The following is a 14,588-nucleotide window of genomic DNA, read 5'->3' as shown; positions in this document are numbered from 1 at the left end:
CATGCGCGGGCTGCAAATGGCGATGATCCCCGACGACGAGAACGGGCAGGTGCTCAAGCGCATGCTCGAGGACGGCGACGACCTCAGCCGCGAGCGCGGCATCGAGTTCTTCCACGTCTTCGCCGACGAGGATCGCGCCAACGCCTTTGCCGAAGCGGCCGAGGCATTGCCGGACGTGGTCGTGGATTCGCCGGAGTCCGACGACGAAGGCGTGTGGCAGGTCTGCGTCGTGCGCGTGATGGTGCCGAAGCACGCCGCGATCACGGCGCTGGAACGCGAGTTGGGCGAGTTGGCCGAAACCCACGGCGGCTTCTCCGACGGCTGGGGCAGTCCGATGGCGGACGACGGCGGGCACTGAGCGGCATGCAGCGCTCGTTGTTCGACGCTGCGCGTGCGTGCCTGGATGCGGCCACGCCTGAAGCCAAGGTCGAAGCGACGATCGCGGCGGCGAAGGCATTTGCGCGCGGCGAGTTGACCATTCCCGAAGACGCGCCGCCGCCGCAGCCCATTGCCATGCCCGGCCGGCCGGAACGCCCGCTGCTGGTGCATCCGCGAGATCTGCCCAAGCGCGGATTCGGCACCATCGAAGGTCGCACGGCGTTCATCCATGCCGTCGCGCATATCGAATTCAACGCGATCGACCTGGCCTGGGATGCGGCTTACCGGTTTCGCGGGATGCCCGATGAGTTCTATGCCGACTGGGTCAACGTGGCCCATGACGAGGCGCGGCATTTCGTCATGCTGCGCGAGCGGCTATGCGAATTCGGTCGCGATTACGGCGACTTCGACGCCCACAACGGCTTGTGGGAAATGGCAGAGAAGACCGCGCACGATGGTCTTGCGCGCATGGCGCTGGTGCCTCGCGTGCTGGAAGCGCGGGGCCTGGACGTGACGCCGGGAATGATCACCAAGCTGCGCTCGCTCGGCGACGACGGCACCGCGGACATCCTCGAGGTGATCCTGCTCGACGAAGTGGCGCACGTCGCCGCCGGTTCGCGCTGGTTCCGCTGGTATTGCGAGCGCGAGGGCGTCGATCCGCTGTCGCGTTTCCGCGAACTGCTTGCCGAGTATGCGAGGGCCGTGCTGTACGGCCCGTTCAATCATTCCGCGCGCAGCGCCGCCGGTTTCGACGACGACGAACTCGCCGCGCTGGAGAAACTGGCCGGCTGACTTCGCTGCCGGTCAGGTCGTCAGGCGCTGCAGGTCGAAGCCGTTCGCATCCGCGCGCAGCACCGAGCCCTGTTCGTACCAGTCGCCGAGCACGATGCGGCGGCACGCGTGGCCGTCGACGTCCAGCTGATGCACGGCCGGACGGTGGGTATGGCCGTGGATCAGCGTGTCGATGGCATAGCGCGAGAACGTGCTGGCGACCGTGGCCGGCGCCACGTCGGTGATGGTCTCCATGCGTCCCTGGTCCTGCAGCCCGCTCTGGTGCGCCTTGCTGGCCGCACGTGCCTGCTGGGCGAAGGCGATGCGCGCCGCCAGCGGCTGCGACAGGAACTGCGCCTGCCACTCGGGCTTGCGCGTCTGCGAACGGAACTGCTGGTAGGCGACGTCGTCCGTGCACAGCAGGTCGCCGTGCATCAGCAGCGTGGGCTTGCCATAGAGCATCACCACCGCGGGGTCGGGCAGGACGGTCATGCGGGCGCGGCGAGCATAGGCATCGCCGAGCAGGAAGTCGCGATTGCCGCGGATGAAATGCACCGGCACGCCCGAACGAGTCAGTGCACTCAGTTCGCTGGCGACGAATGCGCCCGTATCGGACGGGTCGTCGTCGCCGACCCAGGCCTCGAACAGATCGCCCAGGATGTAGAGCGCATCGGCGCCGCGTGCCTCGCTGCGGATGAAATGGCCGAACAGATCGGTGATCTGCGGGCGTTCGTTGTCGAGGTGAAGATCGGAAATGAACAGCGTCGTCATGGGGTTGGATTGTAGGGGGTTGCGGGCTTATCGGCCCGCCCAACCTTCGACCCTTCGGCAGGCTCAGGGCAGGCTTTCGCGCCTGCGGCGCTACGCTCAGGACGAACGGTATGGCGGCGTCGGAAACCTCCACCGTTCGTCCTGAGCGCAGGTGCAGCGCGCCGACGTCGAAGGATGGACGGGCCATCGAAGGACGGGCGGACCCGCAATCCCGCAAAAGACGCAGGGCACAGAAGCATCCGCCGTCCGATGCGACCGCCTAACAGCCCATCCGGTAAAATCGCCCCCCTTTCCCCCCGTCGTAACCCGAGCCGCCATGACCCGCACTCGTTTCGCTCCCAGTCCCACCGGCTACCTGCATATCGGTGGCGCGCGCGCAGCGCTGTATTGCTGGCTGGAAGCGCGCCGTCATGGTGGGCAGTTCGTGCTGCGTATCGAGGACACCGACCGCGAGCGCAGCACGCAGGCCGCGATCGACGCGATCCTGGAAGCGATGGACTGGCTCGGCCTGGGCTACGACGAGGGCCCGATCTACCAGACCCAGCGCCTGGATCGTTATCGCGAAGTCGCCGAGCAGATGGTGGCGGCCGGTACCGCCTATTACGCCTACGAGGCCAAGGAAGAGCTCGAGGCGATGCGCGAGGCGGCGATGGCTGCCGGCGAGAAGCCGCGCTACAACGGCGCCTACCGCGACCGCAACGAACCCTATCGCGACGATCCCAACCGCGTGATCCGCTTCAGGAACCCGCTCGATGGCGTGGTCGTGTGGGAGGACAAGGTCAAGGGCCGCATCGAGATCGCCAACAGCGAGATGGACGACCTGGTGATCTTCCGCTCGGATGGCTATCCGACCTACAACTTCGCCGTGGTGGTCGACGACATCGACATGCGCATCAGCGATGTCGTGCGCGGCGACGATCATGTCAACAACACACCGCGCCAGATCAACATTTATCGGGCGCTCGGCGCACCGGTGCCGCATTTCGCGCACATGCCGATGATCCTCGACGAACAGGGCGCCAAGCTGTCCAAGCGCACCGGCGCGGCCGACGTCATGCAGTACCGCGATGCCGGCTACCTGCCGCACGCACTGCTGAACTACCTGGTGCGCCTGGGCTGGTCGCACGGCGACCAGGAAATCTTCTCGATCGCGGAAATGACCGCGCTGTTCGACCTGAAAGACGTCAACTCCAAGGCCTCGCGCCTGGACTCGGCCAAGCTCGGCTGGCTCAACCAGCAGTACCTCAAGAGCGACGATCCGGTCGAAGTCGGCAAGCATCTTGAATGGCATCTGCGACAGGCCGGCTACGACCTGGCCAGTGGGCCCGCACCGGCCGACATCGTGGTCGCGCTGCGCGACCGCGTGCAGACGCTCAAGGACATGGCCGAGCGTGCGGCGGTGTGGTTCGGGCCGTTGACGCAGTACGACGATGCCGCCGTGGCCAAGCACCTGGGCCCCACCGCGCGTGCGCCGCTGGCCGATGCGCGCGAACGCCTGGCGCAACTGACTTCGTGGAGCGCCGATGCGGTCAGCGGCGCGCTGCATGCCACCGCCGAAGCGCTTGGCATCGGCATGGGCAAGGTGGCCCAGCCCCTGCGCGTGGCGCTCACCGGCACCCAGGTCAGCCCCGACATTTCCCACACCGTCTACCTCGCCGGCCAAGCCGAGGCGCTGCGTCGAATCGACGCTGCCCTTGCAAAAGTGCCTACCGAGGCCTAAATCGGTTGGGCGACCACGAGAACGCCATGGGCCACGACCACACCTGCACCGATCCCAAGCACCACGTCCACGACGGCGATGCCTTCGTGCAGGAAGTGGAGCGCGCGTGCGAGCAGCGGGGCCTGCGGCTGACTCCGATCCGTGCCCGTGCGCTGCGCCTGATCGCCGATGCGGGCCGGCCGGTGAAGGCCTATGAACTGCTCGACCAGATGAAGGCCACGCACGATGCCGCGGCGCCGCCGACGGTCTACCGCGCGCTGGACTTCCTGCTTGAACACGGCTTCATCCACAAACTCTCGTCGATCAACGCCTTCGTCGGTTGCCACCATCCCGGCGCCGCGCAGCATGCGGTGCCGTTCCTGATCTGCGACCGCTGCCAATCCGCCACCGAGCTGGAGGACGAGCGCATCGTCGAATTGCTCGATGCCCGCGCGCGCAAGCTCGGCTTCACTCCGCAGGCGCAGACCGTGGAAGTGCACGGCGTTTGCGCGACCTGTTCGCAGGCTGACGCAGCCTGAGTGCGCAGTGGCGGTCGAAGCCGCACCGTGGCGTCAGGCCGTCGCGGGTTGCAGCACGGGACGGCTTTCGCGGATCGGCAGATTGGCCACGGCGGCGACGAGTGCCAGCGCCATATCGGCGTACCACATCCATGTGTAGTCGCCGAAACGCTCCATCACCAGGCCGCCCACCCATGCGCCGAAGCAGCCGCCGAGCCGGTGCGATAGCAGGGTCAGGCCGAACAGCGTGACGAGGTAACGAGCGCCGAACAGTTGCCGACGAGAGGATGACTGCTTGGGAGACCCCTGCCGCCTGCAGGCAATCGGCCAGAAACGGCAAACAGCAGTGACCAAAGCCCTATTGACGCCCAAGGGTGATGGAAGTGTTATGTTATAACCTTCTCAATCGGCTCTCGGCACCATGCGGAAATCGCTGCTTGGCCTGTTCATCCTGTCGGTATTGGCGAGCCCCGCATACGCCACCGACCCCGCCACCGACCGTCGCATCGAGGCCTTGGAAGCGCAGGTCAAGGCGCTGCAGGCGCAATTGCAGGAGCTGAAAGGTCAGCCCGTCGCGGTCACACCCGTGCAGCCGACTACGACGCCGACAACGACACCGACAAGCCAGCAGGAAGAGATCGATGCGCTTGCCGCCACTCCGGAGGCTGCAGGCGACACCGCCAGCGATGTCACTGCCACCGTAGCCGCCCCGGTAGCCGCGGTGGCCAGCAGCGGCAGCAATGCCAACGCCTTCAATCCGGCGATCAGCATCATCCTCAACGGCAGCTACTCGCATCATTCACTCGATCCGGACGACTACGTGCGTGCCGGCTTCCCGCTGGTGGGCGAGGGTGGCCCCAGCGCAGACGGCTTCTCGCTGGGCGAGAGCGAGATCTCTTTCGCCGCCAACATCGATGACAAGTTCTATGGCCAGCTGACCGCTTCGATCGAAAGCGAGGACGGCGAGGACGATATCGGTATCGAAGAGGGCTACATCGACACCACCGCGCTGCCGGCCGGCTTCAACCTGCGCCTGGGGCGGTTCTTCTCCAACATCGGCTACCTCAACAGCCATCACGCCCATACCGACAGCTTCTTCGACCGGCCGCTGCCCTACCAGGCCTTCCTCGGCAACCAGTACGGCGACGACGGCGTGCAGTTGCGCTGGGTGGCGCCCACCAGCCTGCTGGTCGAACTCGGTGGCGAAGTCTTCCGCGGGCAGAGCTACCCCAGTGCCGGCGCCGACAACGGCGGCTTGGGTACGAGCACGCTGTTCGCCCATGTCGGCGGCGATGTCGGCACGGAGAATTCATGGCTCGCCGGCGTCTCGATGCTCAAGACCGAGGCCAACGGCGCGGAAGACGGCTTCAGCGGCGACGTCAACCTGTATATCGCCGACGCGACGTGGAAATGGGCGCCGCAGGGCAACTTCAAGGATGGCGGGATCACCCTGCGCAGCGAATACTTCCTCAACCAGAACGATGGCGAAGTCGCCGACGCGGACGATCCGACCATCATCACACCTTGGGATGGCCAGCGTCGCGGCGCTTATTTCGAGGCGGTGTACCGCTTCAACCGCACCTGGGACTTGGGTTACCGCTACGACAAACTGTGGGCTGACGACAAAGGTCCGTTCGCAAGCGATTTCGATCCCTACCGGCACAGCGCCGAACTGACCTGGCGCCACAGCGAATTCAGCCTGTTCCGACTGCAGGTCAGCCACGACAGACCCAATCCCGATGACAGCGACAATGCGGTCACCGTCCAGTACCAGGCCAGCATGGGTGCGCACGGCGCGCACAAGTTCTGAGAGCCAACGACATGAAACTATTCGCGATTCCCGCATTGCTCCTGGCCGCCATGGTCTCCATGCCGGCGCAGGCGAAGTTGAAAGTGTTCGCCTGCGAGCCGGAATGGGGTTCGCTGGTGCAGGAACTGGCCGGTGACAAGGTCGACATCGACGTCGGCACGTCCGCCCTTCAGGACGTGCACGTGATCGAGGCCAAGCCGAGCCTGATCGCCAAGGTGCGCAGCGCCGACCTGCTCGTTTGCACCGGTGCCGAACTGGAGGTGGGCTGGCTGCCGCAACTGATCCGCCAGTCCGGCAACGCCAAGGTTGCTTCGGGCGCGGGTTCGTTCATGGCAGCCGCGCAGGTCAAGACGCTGGAGAAGCCGACCGCCTTGGATCGCGCCTATGGCGATGTCCATCCGGACGGCAATCCGCACGTGCAGTTGGATCCGCGCCGCGTCCTGGTGATTGCCAAGGCGCTCGATGCGCGCCTGGCCCAGCTCGACCCCGCCAATGCCGCCACCTACCAGCAGCGCCTGGACGACTTCAGCAAGCGCTGGCTGGCAGCGATGACGAAGTGGAAAGCACAGGCCACGCCGCTGAAGGGACGCAAGGTCGTCGTCCACCACATCAGCTGGGTCTATCTCTGGGATTGGCTGGGCATCGAGCAGATCGGCGCACTGGAGCCCAAGCCGGGCGTGCCGCCGACCAGCGCGCACCTGGCCAGCCTGATCGCCACCACCAAGGGCGCCAACACGCTCGCGATCGTGCGCGCCGCCTACCAGGATCCCAAGCCGGCCGACTGGCTGTCCGAGCGCACCGGCGTACCGGCGGTGTCGCTGCCGTTCACCGTTGGCGGCGATGCGCAGTCGAAGGACCTGTTCGGCCTGTTCGACTCCACCATTTCCAAGCTGCTGGGGGCCGCCAAATGACGCTCAATCTCGATGGACTGGACCTCAGCATCCTCGGCCCGGCCTGCGTGGCCGGACTGGTGGTGTTGTCGACGCACGTGCCGCTGGGCAAGCAGGTGCTGTCGCGCGGCATCATCTTCATCGACCTGGCGATCGCACAGATCGCCGGCCTGGGCGTGATCCTCGCGCAGTACCTGGGGATCGACGAGCACGGCTTCGGCGTCCAGATCGCTGCTGCGGCTGCCGCACTGGCCGGCGCCGGCCTGCTGTCCTGGACCGACCGCCGCTGGCCGGAGTACCAGGAGCCACTGATCGGCACGCTGTTCGCGCTGGCTGCCACTGGCGGCCTGCTGCTGCTGGCCGACAATCCGCAGGGCGGCGAGCACCTCAAGGACCTGCTCGTCGGGCAGATCCTGTGGGTCAGCTATTCGCAGCTGATCCCGGCCGCGGTGTTGTCGGCGGCGCTGCTCGCGTTCATGTGGCTGCGGGGCGGGCGGTTGGTGGGACTGTTGTTCTATGCCCTGTTCGCGCTGGCCATCACCGCATCGGTTCAGCTGGTCGGCGTCTACCTGGTGTTCGCCAGCCTGATCGTGCCGGCGCTGGCGACCGCGGGCATGAGAGGCCGCTCGCGCATGGTCGCGGCCTACGTCATTGGTGCGTTGGGCTACGTCCTGGGCCTCGGGCTGTCGGCGGTGCTGGACCTGCCCAGCGGCGCCATGATCGTCTGGACGCTGGCCGGGTGCGCCCTGCTGGCCCAGGCCGTCCCCATGGTGCGTCGCTCCCATCCGTCCCATGCCGCGGCGAAACCGGTGTTCGACGCCGGGGCGTAACCGGCCATTTACATGCGACTGTTACACTATAACGAGATGAAGGACGATCTCCCCCCCGTGCGCCAGGCTTCCAGCCCCCGGTCGCTCCTCGACCGCCTCGGCGCGACTGGTTCGCTGCTGTGTGCGGCGCATTGCGCCCTGCTGCCGGTGTTGATCGCCTCGCTCCCGCCGCTGGGTGTCGCGACGTGGCTGGGCGACGACTTCGAGCGTGGCTTCGTTCTGTTCGCGACCCTGCTGGGCCTGTTCAGCGTGCTCTGGGGCTACCGCCGTCACGGGGCGGTCAGGGCGATGAGCCTGCTGCTGCCCGGCTTGGCGGTACTGTGGACGGGGGTGTTGTACGACCCGCTGCACCATGCACTCGTGCCGCATGCCATCGCGATGACCTGCGGCGGCACATTGGTCGGGTTGGCGCATCTGGCCAACCTGAGGCTCAACTACGTGCACGTTCACGACGCCAGTTGCGTGCATTGATCCAATGCTGCGCATTGGGGGATCAATCCCAGTTTGCTGGGCAAACACCGGGGCCCCGCAGGAAGTGGGCTGACCCCAGGGGGACATGGGGGCTGCGCGTGGTAGACTTCGCGGTCTTGCGCGGCGACCGCGCAACCTCGTAACCCGCACCGCCGTGCGGATTTTTGACAGATTCAGGAGCACGAACATGGGCAAGGGCGACCGCAAGACCGCTAAGGGCAAGCGCTACAACTCCAGCTACGGCAACGCTCGCAGCAGCAAGGCCGTGACCAAGGCTGCCGGCACCGCCGCCGCGCCGGTCGCGAAGAAGGCGACCAAGACCGTGGCCAAGGCCCCGGCCAAGAAGGTCGCGGTGAAGAAGACCGCCACCAAGGAATAAGCGCCCACGCGCTGACCCCAAAAAAAGCCCCGCGTCGCGGGGCTTTTTTTTGCCTGACCCGTGCCGCCCTCAGTGCGCCGCCGCGGCCTCGACCGCGTTCCACACGCGCAGCAGGTTGCCGCCCAGGATCTTGCGGATATCCGCATCCTTGTAACCACGCGCCTGCAGGCCGGCGACGAGATTGGGGTAGTCGGCGACCGAGTGCAGTTCGACCGGCAGGTTGCCGCTGACGCCGTCGAAGTCCGAGCCCATACCGACGTGGTCGATGCCGATGGTCTTCACCCCGTAGTCGATCTGGTCGAGCACGGCATCGATATGGACGACCGGTACCGGGTGCGCGGTCTTCCATTCCTTCTCGAAATCGTCCTTCGATCGCGTCGGCTGGCCTGCCGCGGCAGCGGCCGCGTTGGCGCGGTCGAAGTCGGCTTCCGCGGCGAAGAAGGCCTGCAGGTCTGCCGCCGCCTTAGGACTGACGAAGGCGGTGCCGAACGCCAGTTGCACCACGCCGCCCTCGGCGGCGACGGCTCGGGCGAGTTCGTCGCTGATGTTGCGCTCGAAGCCCGGGGTGAAATGACGCATGCTGGAATGGCTGGCGATCACCGGCACGTCGGTGACGCGCAGGACGTCACGCACGGCATCATCGGACAGGTGCGAGACGTCGACCATGATGCCGACGCGATTCATCTCGGCCACGACCTTCTCGCCGAACGGACTCAGGCCGCCCCATTGCTTCTGCACCGTATACGAGGAATCGCTGATGCGGTTGTTGGCGCTGTGGGCGAGGGTGATGTAGCGCACTCCGCGCGCATGGAATTGCGCGATCTTCGCCAGATCGTCGCCGATGGGCGCGCCGTTCTCCATGCCCAGCGCGAGCGTCACGCGTCCGCCGGCGCGCAGGCGTTCGAGATCACCCGGCGAGCGCAGCACGGCGAACTTGTCGGGATGCCGGCCGACCATCGCCTCGACCGCGTCGATCTGGGTATTGGCGATCTGCCAGGCCTTGCCTTCGGCGTCCTCCTCCGGAGAGGTATAGATCGACATGAAAGCGACGTCGAGTCCGCCCTGGCGCGCCTTGGGATAGTCGAACTCCTTGCCGGGCGCCGCCACGCCCAGGTCATCCCAATGCTTCAGCAGTTCCGACGGCGCGTCGATGTGGGTGTCGACGATGGTGGCGTCCTGGGCAAGCTTCTGGGCGGCGGTCGGTGCAGCCGCAAACGACGGCGAGGTCGCAATCAGCAAGGACAGGCCGGTGGCAATCGAAAAGCGCATGCATTCTCCCCTGGTGTGTTCGATGGTAGCGTGTGATCAGGCCACCTGCCGCCCGCCGGCGAATACGCCGTGGGTCAGCTGGCCGCCGAGCCAGTAACAGAGCTCGGAAGGATGGCGAAGGTTCCAGCATACGAAGTCGGCGCGCGCGCCGACGCGCAGCGCGCCACGGTCGTTGAAACCGAGCGCGCGGGCGGCGTGCGTCGTGGCTCCGCGCAGGGCTTCTTCCGGCGTCAGCCTGAAATGCGTGCTGGCCAGCTGCATCGCCTGACGCATCGACAGCAGCGGCGATGTGCCGGGATTGCAGTCGGTGGCCACGGCCATCGCGACGCCGTGTTCGCGGAACGCGTCCAGCGGCGGCAGCTTGGTCTCGCGCAGCACGTGGAAGGCGCCGGGCAACAACACGGCGACGGTGCCGTGCCCGGCCATCGCGCGCACGCTGTCGACGCTGGTGTGCTCGACGTGATCGGCGGACAAACCATCGAACGCCGCTGCCAGCGCCCCGCCGCCCAGGTCACTGAGCTGGTCGGCGTGCAGCTTGACCGGTACGCCCAATGCGCGTGCCGCCTCGAACATCCGCCGCGTCTGCCCGGGCGTGAAGCCGATGCCTTCGCAGAACGCATCGACCGCATCCACCAGCCCTTCAGAGTGCAATTGCGGCAACCATTGGACGGCCGCATTGATGTAGCCGTCGGAATTGCCGGCAAACTCCGTCGGCAGCGCGTGCGCGGCGAGGTAGGTGGTGCGTACAGTCACGCCCAGCCGCTCGCCGATCCGGCGCGCAACGCGCAGCATCTTGCGCTCGTTGTCGAGGTCCAGGCCGTAGCCGGATTTGATCTCCAGTGTCGTGGCGCCACTGGCGACCAGGGCCTGCGCGCGCGGCAACGACTGGCGCAGCAACTCGTCCTCGTCGGCCTCGCGCGTTGCTTTCACAGTCGAGGCGATACCACCGCCGGCGCGGGCGATCTCCTCGTAACTGGCGCCCTGCAGGCGCAGCTCGAATTCGCGGGCGCGGTCGCCGGCGAACACCAGGTGGGTATGGCAGTCGATGAGACCGGGCGTGATCCAGCCATCGGCTTGGATCACCTCGCGCGCCAACCGTTCCGGCGACGCGGGCAGGTCGGCGCGGCGACCGACATGGGTGATGCGACCATCGTGCCAGCCGAGCGCGCCGTCGGTGATTTCGCCATAGCCTGCGGCGCCGTCCAGCGTCGCCAGATGGGCGCCGACGACCAGTCCATCCCATTGCGGTTCGGTCATGCTCATGCCCCCATTGTAGAGGCGTTGTCATCGCCAGCCTGCGCCCGACCCGGCACAATGGCGCACATGCAGACCATCCCCAACGCAAGGCTCTGGCATCCGCAGGGCTGGCACGACGGCGTCAAGCTCAACGTCGATGCCCATGGCCGCATCACCCGCAGCCTGTCGGGGGGTACCACCCCGCAGCGGGTCGTGCCGGGCATCGCCAACCTGCACTCGCACGCCTTCCAGCGGGCCATGGCGGGCATGGCCGAGCGTCAGATCGACCCGGCCGATTCCTTCTGGACCTGGCGCGAGACCATGTACCGGTTCGCCGCGCGTTTCACGCCGGAAAGCCTGCACGCCGTGGCGGCGCAGCTCTACAGCGAGATGCTGGAAGCCGGCTACACCACCGTCTGCGAGTTTCATTACCTGCATCACCGGCCCGACGGCACGCCTTACGCCGATCCGACGGCGATGTCGCGCGCGCTGATCGAAGCGGCACAGGAAACCGGCATCCGCCTGACGCTGCTGCCGGTGCTGTACATGACCGGCGGTTTCGATGGGCGCGCGCTGACCGAGCGCCAGCGCCGCTTCGGCCACGATGTCGACGGTTATCTGCGCCTGCTGGACGCACTGCGCACTCATCAATGCGAGACGGTGCGGATCGGCTGCGCGCTGCACAGCCTGCGCGCCGTGCCCGATGACGCGATGCGCGCGGTGCTGGAGGCCTTGCCGGCGGACAGCCGCATCCACATCCATATCGCCGAGCAGACCGCCGAGGTCGACGATTGCCTGGCCGTGCGCAAGGCGCGCCCGGTGCAATGGCTCCTGGATAACGCTCAAGTGGACGAGCGCTGGACGCTGGTGCATGCCACGCATCTGAGCGATGCCGAAGTGCAGGGCGTGGCACGCAGCGGCGCGACGGTGGCGATCTGCACGACCACCGAGGCGAACCTGGGCGATGGCTTGTTCCCGTTGCGCGACTACCTCGATGCGGGCGGTCGTTGGGGTGTGGGTTCGGACTCGCACATCTCCGTGTCACCGGTCGAGGAACTGCGCTGGCTCGAATACGGCCAACGGTTGGTGACCCGTCGACGCAACATCGCGGTGACGCCGGCCTCGCCCAGCGTCGCTGCGACGCTGCTGCAGGGCGTGGCGACCAGTGCCGCTGCTTCTACCGGTCACGCCATCGGCAGCCTGGCCGATGGCGAGTTCGCCGACGCACTGGTGCTGGACACGAGCGCGACGCAGTTCGCGGGCGTTACCGATGAGGACGCGCTCGACCGCTGGATCTTCAGCGGCAATCGCAGCCTGGTGCGTGAGACCTGGGTCGGTGGCCGCTGCGTGGTCCAACACGGCCGGCATTTCCACAGCGATGCCATTGCCGACCGCTGCCGCATCGCGATCACGCGCCTGCTGGCCGACTGAGCGCGGCTGACTTACTGCTGTCAGTTCATCGCGGCGAACAGATCGTCATCGACGGGCAGCGCGCCCTCCAGCGTCAGGAGGAAGCGCTTGGTCGGCAGGCCTCCGCCGAAGCCGGTGAGATCGCCGTCGCTGCCAATCACGCGATGGCAAGGCAGCACGATCGGCAGCGGATTGCGTCCGTTGGCGGCGCCGACCGCACGCACGGCCGCGGGCCGGCCAATCCTCGCGGCCAGCTGCGCGTAGCTGATCGTCTCGCCGTACGGAATGGAGGCGAGCGTGCGCCACACCTCGCATTGGAACGCAGTGCCCTGCGGGGCCAGCGGCAGGTCGAAGTCGTGGCGCGTGCCGGCGAAGTATTCGTCCAGTTGCGCCTGCGCGGCACGCAACAGTTCGTGGTCGCCCCTGCGCCAATGCGGCCCCGGGGGTATCGGATGGCGAGGCGCATGGAATTCGATCACACGCAGGCCCTGTTCGTCGGCGGCCAGCAGCAACGGACCAACGGGGCTGTCGATATGCGTGAAAGTGATCACGTCGGCGAAGCTCGCTTGCGCGCGGTGACGCGAGGAGTGCGATCCGCAAGCGAGAGTCGTGGCGCCCGGGCAACCGCCACAGGCGGGGGCGTCATCGAATCGCGCCACAACTGGATCACCGCATAGCCGCGCCATGGCCGCCAGGCTTCGGCGCGCGCGAGCAGCGCCTTGGCTCCCAGCCGTGAGCCGTCGTCGGGGACCGCGCGTTGCAGCACCAGATCTTCGGCAGGGAACGCATCGGGATGGCCGAGCGCACGCAGCGCAATGTATTGGGCGGTCCACGGCCCGATGCCGGGCAGCGCGACCCAACGCTCGGCGAAGTCCTCGAGCGTCCGCTCCGTGCGGAAGTCCACCCGTCCCTCGATCATCGCGCGCGCTACCGCGCGCACCGTATCGGCGCGTGCACGGGTCAGGCCGATCGTGGCGAGGTCGGCATCGGCCAGCGCCTCAGGCGTCGGGAACAGATGTTCGAGTCCTGGCGCGAACGACGGGGCCAACGGCTGTCCAAAACGCTGCGCCAGCCTTGCCGCGAGCGTACGCGCCGCCGCGACGCTGACCTGTTGGCCCAGGATCGCGCGCACGGCGATCTCGAAGCCGTCCCAGCCGCTGGGAAGGCGCAGGCCCGGTCGCTTCGCTACCAGGGGCGCCAGGCGATCGTCTGCGCAGAGCACTGCCGCAATGGCGTCGGGATCTGCATCGAGGTCGAACATCCGGCGCAACCGCTGCACGATGTCGAGCAGTCGCGTGGGCGCGGGGCCGTGCAGTTCCAGCTGCAGGGCATGTTCGCCTCGCGGCCACGCGCTCACGCGCAGCCAGCCGGGTTGATCGAGCGGGCCGATCACGCGCATGTAACTGGTGTCGTCGACGCTTTCCACGCCGGGCAGGGCGCGGCCACGCAGGAAGTCCAGCATGGCCGCGAAGTCGTAAGGCGGCCGATAGCCCAATCGCAGCACCAGCGTCTTGCTGCCTTCACCCGGGCCTTCGCCCAGGCTTACACCGGCGGGATGGCGCCGCAGGTCGCGCGGCGCCATCCGGTAGGCATCGCGGAACGCGGCATTGAAGCGGCGCAGGCTGCCGAAACCGGCTGCAAGCGCGACCTCGGTGATCGGCAGCGCCGTCTCGGTCAGCAACTGCTTGGCGAACAGCAGCCGGCGCGTGCCGTGCACGCCACCCGGCGCGACGCCGACGCGTTCGACGAACAGGCGCCGCAACTGACGCTCACCGACGCCGACGCGTTGCGCCAGCGCCGCCAGCGGTTGCTCGGCCAGCGCGCCTTCATCGATCAGCTTGAGCGCGCGTGCGACCGTGGCATCGCCGCGCCGCCAGCTGCCATCGTCCGGCGACAGCTCGGGGCGACAACGCAGGCAGGGGCGATAGCCGGCGGCCTCGGCCGCGGCGGCATGGCGGAAGTATTCGACCCGTTTCGCCGCCGGAGCCGGGCAGACTGGCCGGCAATAAATGCGCGTGCTGTGCACCGCGGTGAAGAACAGGCCGTCGAAGCGCGGATCGCGGCTCCTGCGTGCCTGCTCGCAGACCTGCCGATCGGGCAGGCCGGTGGAGTGCGATGCGTCCGGGCGGGGGAGGGAGGTGGACATGACCGCAGGC

16 protein-coding genes are annotated in these 14,588 nt (G+C 67.3%); 10 read left to right on the top strand and 6 right to left on the bottom strand.

Translation table 11 applies throughout. From position 1 onward, the window contains the following. Position 1: 1 nt before the first annotated feature. Positions 2-358, top strand: coding sequence for a ribonuclease E inhibitor RraB (locus J2X06_RS09830; RefSeq protein WP_310061681.1), 357 nt, complete (start codon positions 2-4; stop codon positions 356-358). Positions 359-363: 5 nt separating this feature from the next. Continuing rightward, positions 364-1,170: a ferritin-like domain-containing protein gene (locus J2X06_RS09825; protein WP_310061677.1), complete on the top strand. Its 807-nt coding sequence runs from the start codon at positions 364-366 to the stop codon at positions 1,168-1,170. Positions 1,171-1,182: 12 nt separating this feature from the next. On the opposite strand, the gene lpxH is transcribed toward J2X06_RS09825, so the two are convergent. After that, positions 1,183-1,920 carry a UDP-2,3-diacylglucosamine diphosphatase gene (gene lpxH, locus J2X06_RS09820; RefSeq protein ID WP_310061675.1) on the bottom strand — a complete coding sequence of 246 codons (738 nt, stop codon included), beginning with the start codon at positions 1,918-1,920 and terminating at the stop codon, positions 1,183-1,185. A gap of 316 nt (positions 1,921-2,236) precedes the next feature. Between lpxH and gltX the strand changes: the two genes are divergently transcribed. Next, complete coding sequence (gene gltX, locus J2X06_RS09815; protein ID WP_310061674.1) at positions 2,237-3,640, top strand: glutamate--tRNA ligase; 1,404 nt, start codon at positions 2,237-2,239, stop codon at positions 3,638-3,640. A gap of 5 nt (positions 3,641-3,645) precedes the next feature. After that, positions 3,646-4,158: a transcriptional repressor gene (locus tag J2X06_RS09810; RefSeq protein ID WP_430539562.1), complete on the top strand. Its 513-nt coding sequence runs from the start codon at positions 3,646-3,648 to the stop codon at positions 4,156-4,158. A 33-nt stretch (positions 4,159-4,191) separates the two neighbouring features. Here J2X06_RS09810 and J2X06_RS09805 read toward each other — a convergent pair whose 3' ends face one another. After that, positions 4,192-4,509, bottom strand: coding sequence for a hypothetical protein (locus J2X06_RS09805; protein WP_310061669.1), 318 nt, complete (start codon positions 4,507-4,509; stop codon positions 4,192-4,194). Between the two features lie 49 nt (positions 4,510-4,558). Between J2X06_RS09805 and J2X06_RS09800 the strand changes: the two genes are divergently transcribed. From J2X06_RS09800 to J2X06_RS09780, 5 genes are all read left to right on the top strand, one after another. After that, a complete protein-coding gene (locus J2X06_RS09800; RefSeq protein ID WP_310061666.1) occupies positions 4,559-5,947 on the top strand; it encodes a hypothetical protein in 1,389 nt (462 codons plus the stop codon). Positions 5,948-5,958: 11 nt separating this feature from the next. Next, positions 5,959-6,858, top strand: a complete 900-nt coding sequence (locus J2X06_RS09795) for a metal ABC transporter substrate-binding protein (protein WP_310061663.1) — start codon at positions 5,959-5,961, stop codon at positions 6,856-6,858. Further along, entirely contained in the window at positions 6,855-7,667 is an 813-nt protein-coding gene (locus tag J2X06_RS09790; protein WP_310061660.1) for a metal ABC transporter permease, read from the top strand. Before J2X06_RS09795 ends, J2X06_RS09790 begins: the two co-directional genes overlap by 4 nt. Positions 7,668-7,703: 36 nt before the next feature. Next, positions 7,704-8,138, top strand: a complete 435-nt coding sequence (locus J2X06_RS09785) for a MerC domain-containing protein (RefSeq protein WP_310063585.1) — start codon at positions 7,704-7,706, stop codon at positions 8,136-8,138. Between the two features lie 187 nt (positions 8,139-8,325). Continuing rightward, positions 8,326-8,517 carry a 30S ribosomal protein THX gene (locus J2X06_RS09780; RefSeq protein WP_310061657.1) on the top strand — a complete coding sequence of 64 codons (192 nt, stop codon included), beginning with the start codon at positions 8,326-8,328 and terminating at the stop codon, positions 8,515-8,517. A 69-nt stretch (positions 8,518-8,586) separates the two neighbouring features. Here the strand turns inward: J2X06_RS09780 and J2X06_RS09775 are convergent, their stop codons facing one another. Together J2X06_RS09775 and hutI are read right to left on the bottom strand one after the other, a co-directional pair. Continuing rightward, entirely contained in the window at positions 8,587-9,786 is a 1,200-nt protein-coding gene (locus J2X06_RS09775; protein WP_310061653.1) for a dipeptidase, read from the bottom strand. Between the two features lie 36 nt (positions 9,787-9,822). Continuing rightward, entirely contained in the window at positions 9,823-11,043 is a 1,221-nt protein-coding gene (hutI, locus tag J2X06_RS09770; protein ID WP_310063583.1) for an imidazolonepropionase, read from the bottom strand. Positions 11,044-11,109: 66 nt separating this feature from the next. On the opposite strand from hutI, the gene J2X06_RS09765 reads away from it, so the two are divergent. Next, positions 11,110-12,453 carry a formimidoylglutamate deiminase gene (locus J2X06_RS09765; RefSeq protein WP_310061650.1) on the top strand — a complete coding sequence of 448 codons (1,344 nt, stop codon included), beginning with the start codon at positions 11,110-11,112 and terminating at the stop codon, positions 12,451-12,453. A gap of 20 nt (positions 12,454-12,473) precedes the next feature. Here the strand turns inward: J2X06_RS09765 and J2X06_RS09760 are convergent, their stop codons facing one another. After that, positions 12,474-12,980 (bottom strand): methylated-DNA--[protein]-cysteine S-methyltransferase, encoded by a 507-nt coding sequence (locus tag J2X06_RS09760; protein WP_430539589.1) that lies wholly within the window; start codon positions 12,978-12,980, stop codon positions 12,474-12,476. Further along, positions 12,980-14,578, bottom strand: coding sequence for a DNA-3-methyladenine glycosylase 2 family protein (locus J2X06_RS09755; RefSeq protein ID WP_310061644.1), 1,599 nt, complete (start codon positions 14,576-14,578; stop codon positions 12,980-12,982). The genes J2X06_RS09760 and J2X06_RS09755 overlap by 1 nt, the downstream gene beginning before the upstream one ends. Between the last annotated feature and the right edge of the window lie 10 nt (positions 14,579-14,588).

It is taken from the genome of Lysobacter niastensis, from assembly GCF_031457115.1.
Classification (GTDB): domain Bacteria; phylum Pseudomonadota; class Gammaproteobacteria; order Xanthomonadales; family Xanthomonadaceae; genus Lysobacter_J; species Lysobacter_J niastensis_A.
This window is presented reverse-complemented; position numbering and strand designations above follow the sequence as displayed.

What these genes read in the sequence shown, in the direction of transcription:
- J2X06_RS09830 (WP_310061681.1), top strand. Translation starts at nt 2, where the DNA reads ATGCGCGGGCTGCAAATGGCGATGATCCCCGACGACGAGAACGGGCAG.
- J2X06_RS09825 (WP_310061677.1), top strand. Translation starts at nt 364, where the DNA reads ATGCAGCGCTCGTTGTTCGACGCTGCGCGTGCGTGCCTGGATGCGGCC.
- lpxH (WP_310061675.1), bottom strand. Translation starts at nt 1,920, where the DNA reads ATGACGACGCTGTTCATTTCCGATCTTCACCTCGACAACGAACGCCCG.
- gltX (WP_310061674.1), top strand. Translation starts at nt 2,237, where the DNA reads ATGACCCGCACTCGTTTCGCTCCCAGTCCCACCGGCTACCTGCATATC.
- J2X06_RS09800 (WP_310061666.1), top strand. Translation starts at nt 4,559, where the DNA reads ATGCGGAAATCGCTGCTTGGCCTGTTCATCCTGTCGGTATTGGCGAGC.
- J2X06_RS09795 (WP_310061663.1), top strand. Translation starts at nt 5,959, where the DNA reads ATGAAACTATTCGCGATTCCCGCATTGCTCCTGGCCGCCATGGTCTCC.
- J2X06_RS09790 (WP_310061660.1), top strand. Translation starts at nt 6,855, where the DNA reads ATGACGCTCAATCTCGATGGACTGGACCTCAGCATCCTCGGCCCGGCC.
- J2X06_RS09785 (WP_310063585.1), top strand. Translation starts at nt 7,704, where the DNA reads ATGAAGGACGATCTCCCCCCCGTGCGCCAGGCTTCCAGCCCCCGGTCG.
- J2X06_RS09780 (WP_310061657.1), top strand. Translation starts at nt 8,326, where the DNA reads ATGGGCAAGGGCGACCGCAAGACCGCTAAGGGCAAGCGCTACAACTCC.
- J2X06_RS09775 (WP_310061653.1), bottom strand. Translation starts at nt 9,786, where the DNA reads ATGCGCTTTTCGATTGCCACCGGCCTGTCCTTGCTGATTGCGACCTCG.
- hutI (WP_310063583.1), bottom strand. Translation starts at nt 11,043, where the DNA reads ATGACCGAACCGCAATGGGATGGACTGGTCGTCGGCGCCCATCTGGCG.
- J2X06_RS09765 (WP_310061650.1), top strand. Translation starts at nt 11,110, where the DNA reads ATGCAGACCATCCCCAACGCAAGGCTCTGGCATCCGCAGGGCTGGCAC.
- J2X06_RS09755 (WP_310061644.1), bottom strand. Translation starts at nt 14,578, where the DNA reads ATGTCCACCTCCCTCCCCCGCCCGGACGCATCGCACTCCACCGGCCTG.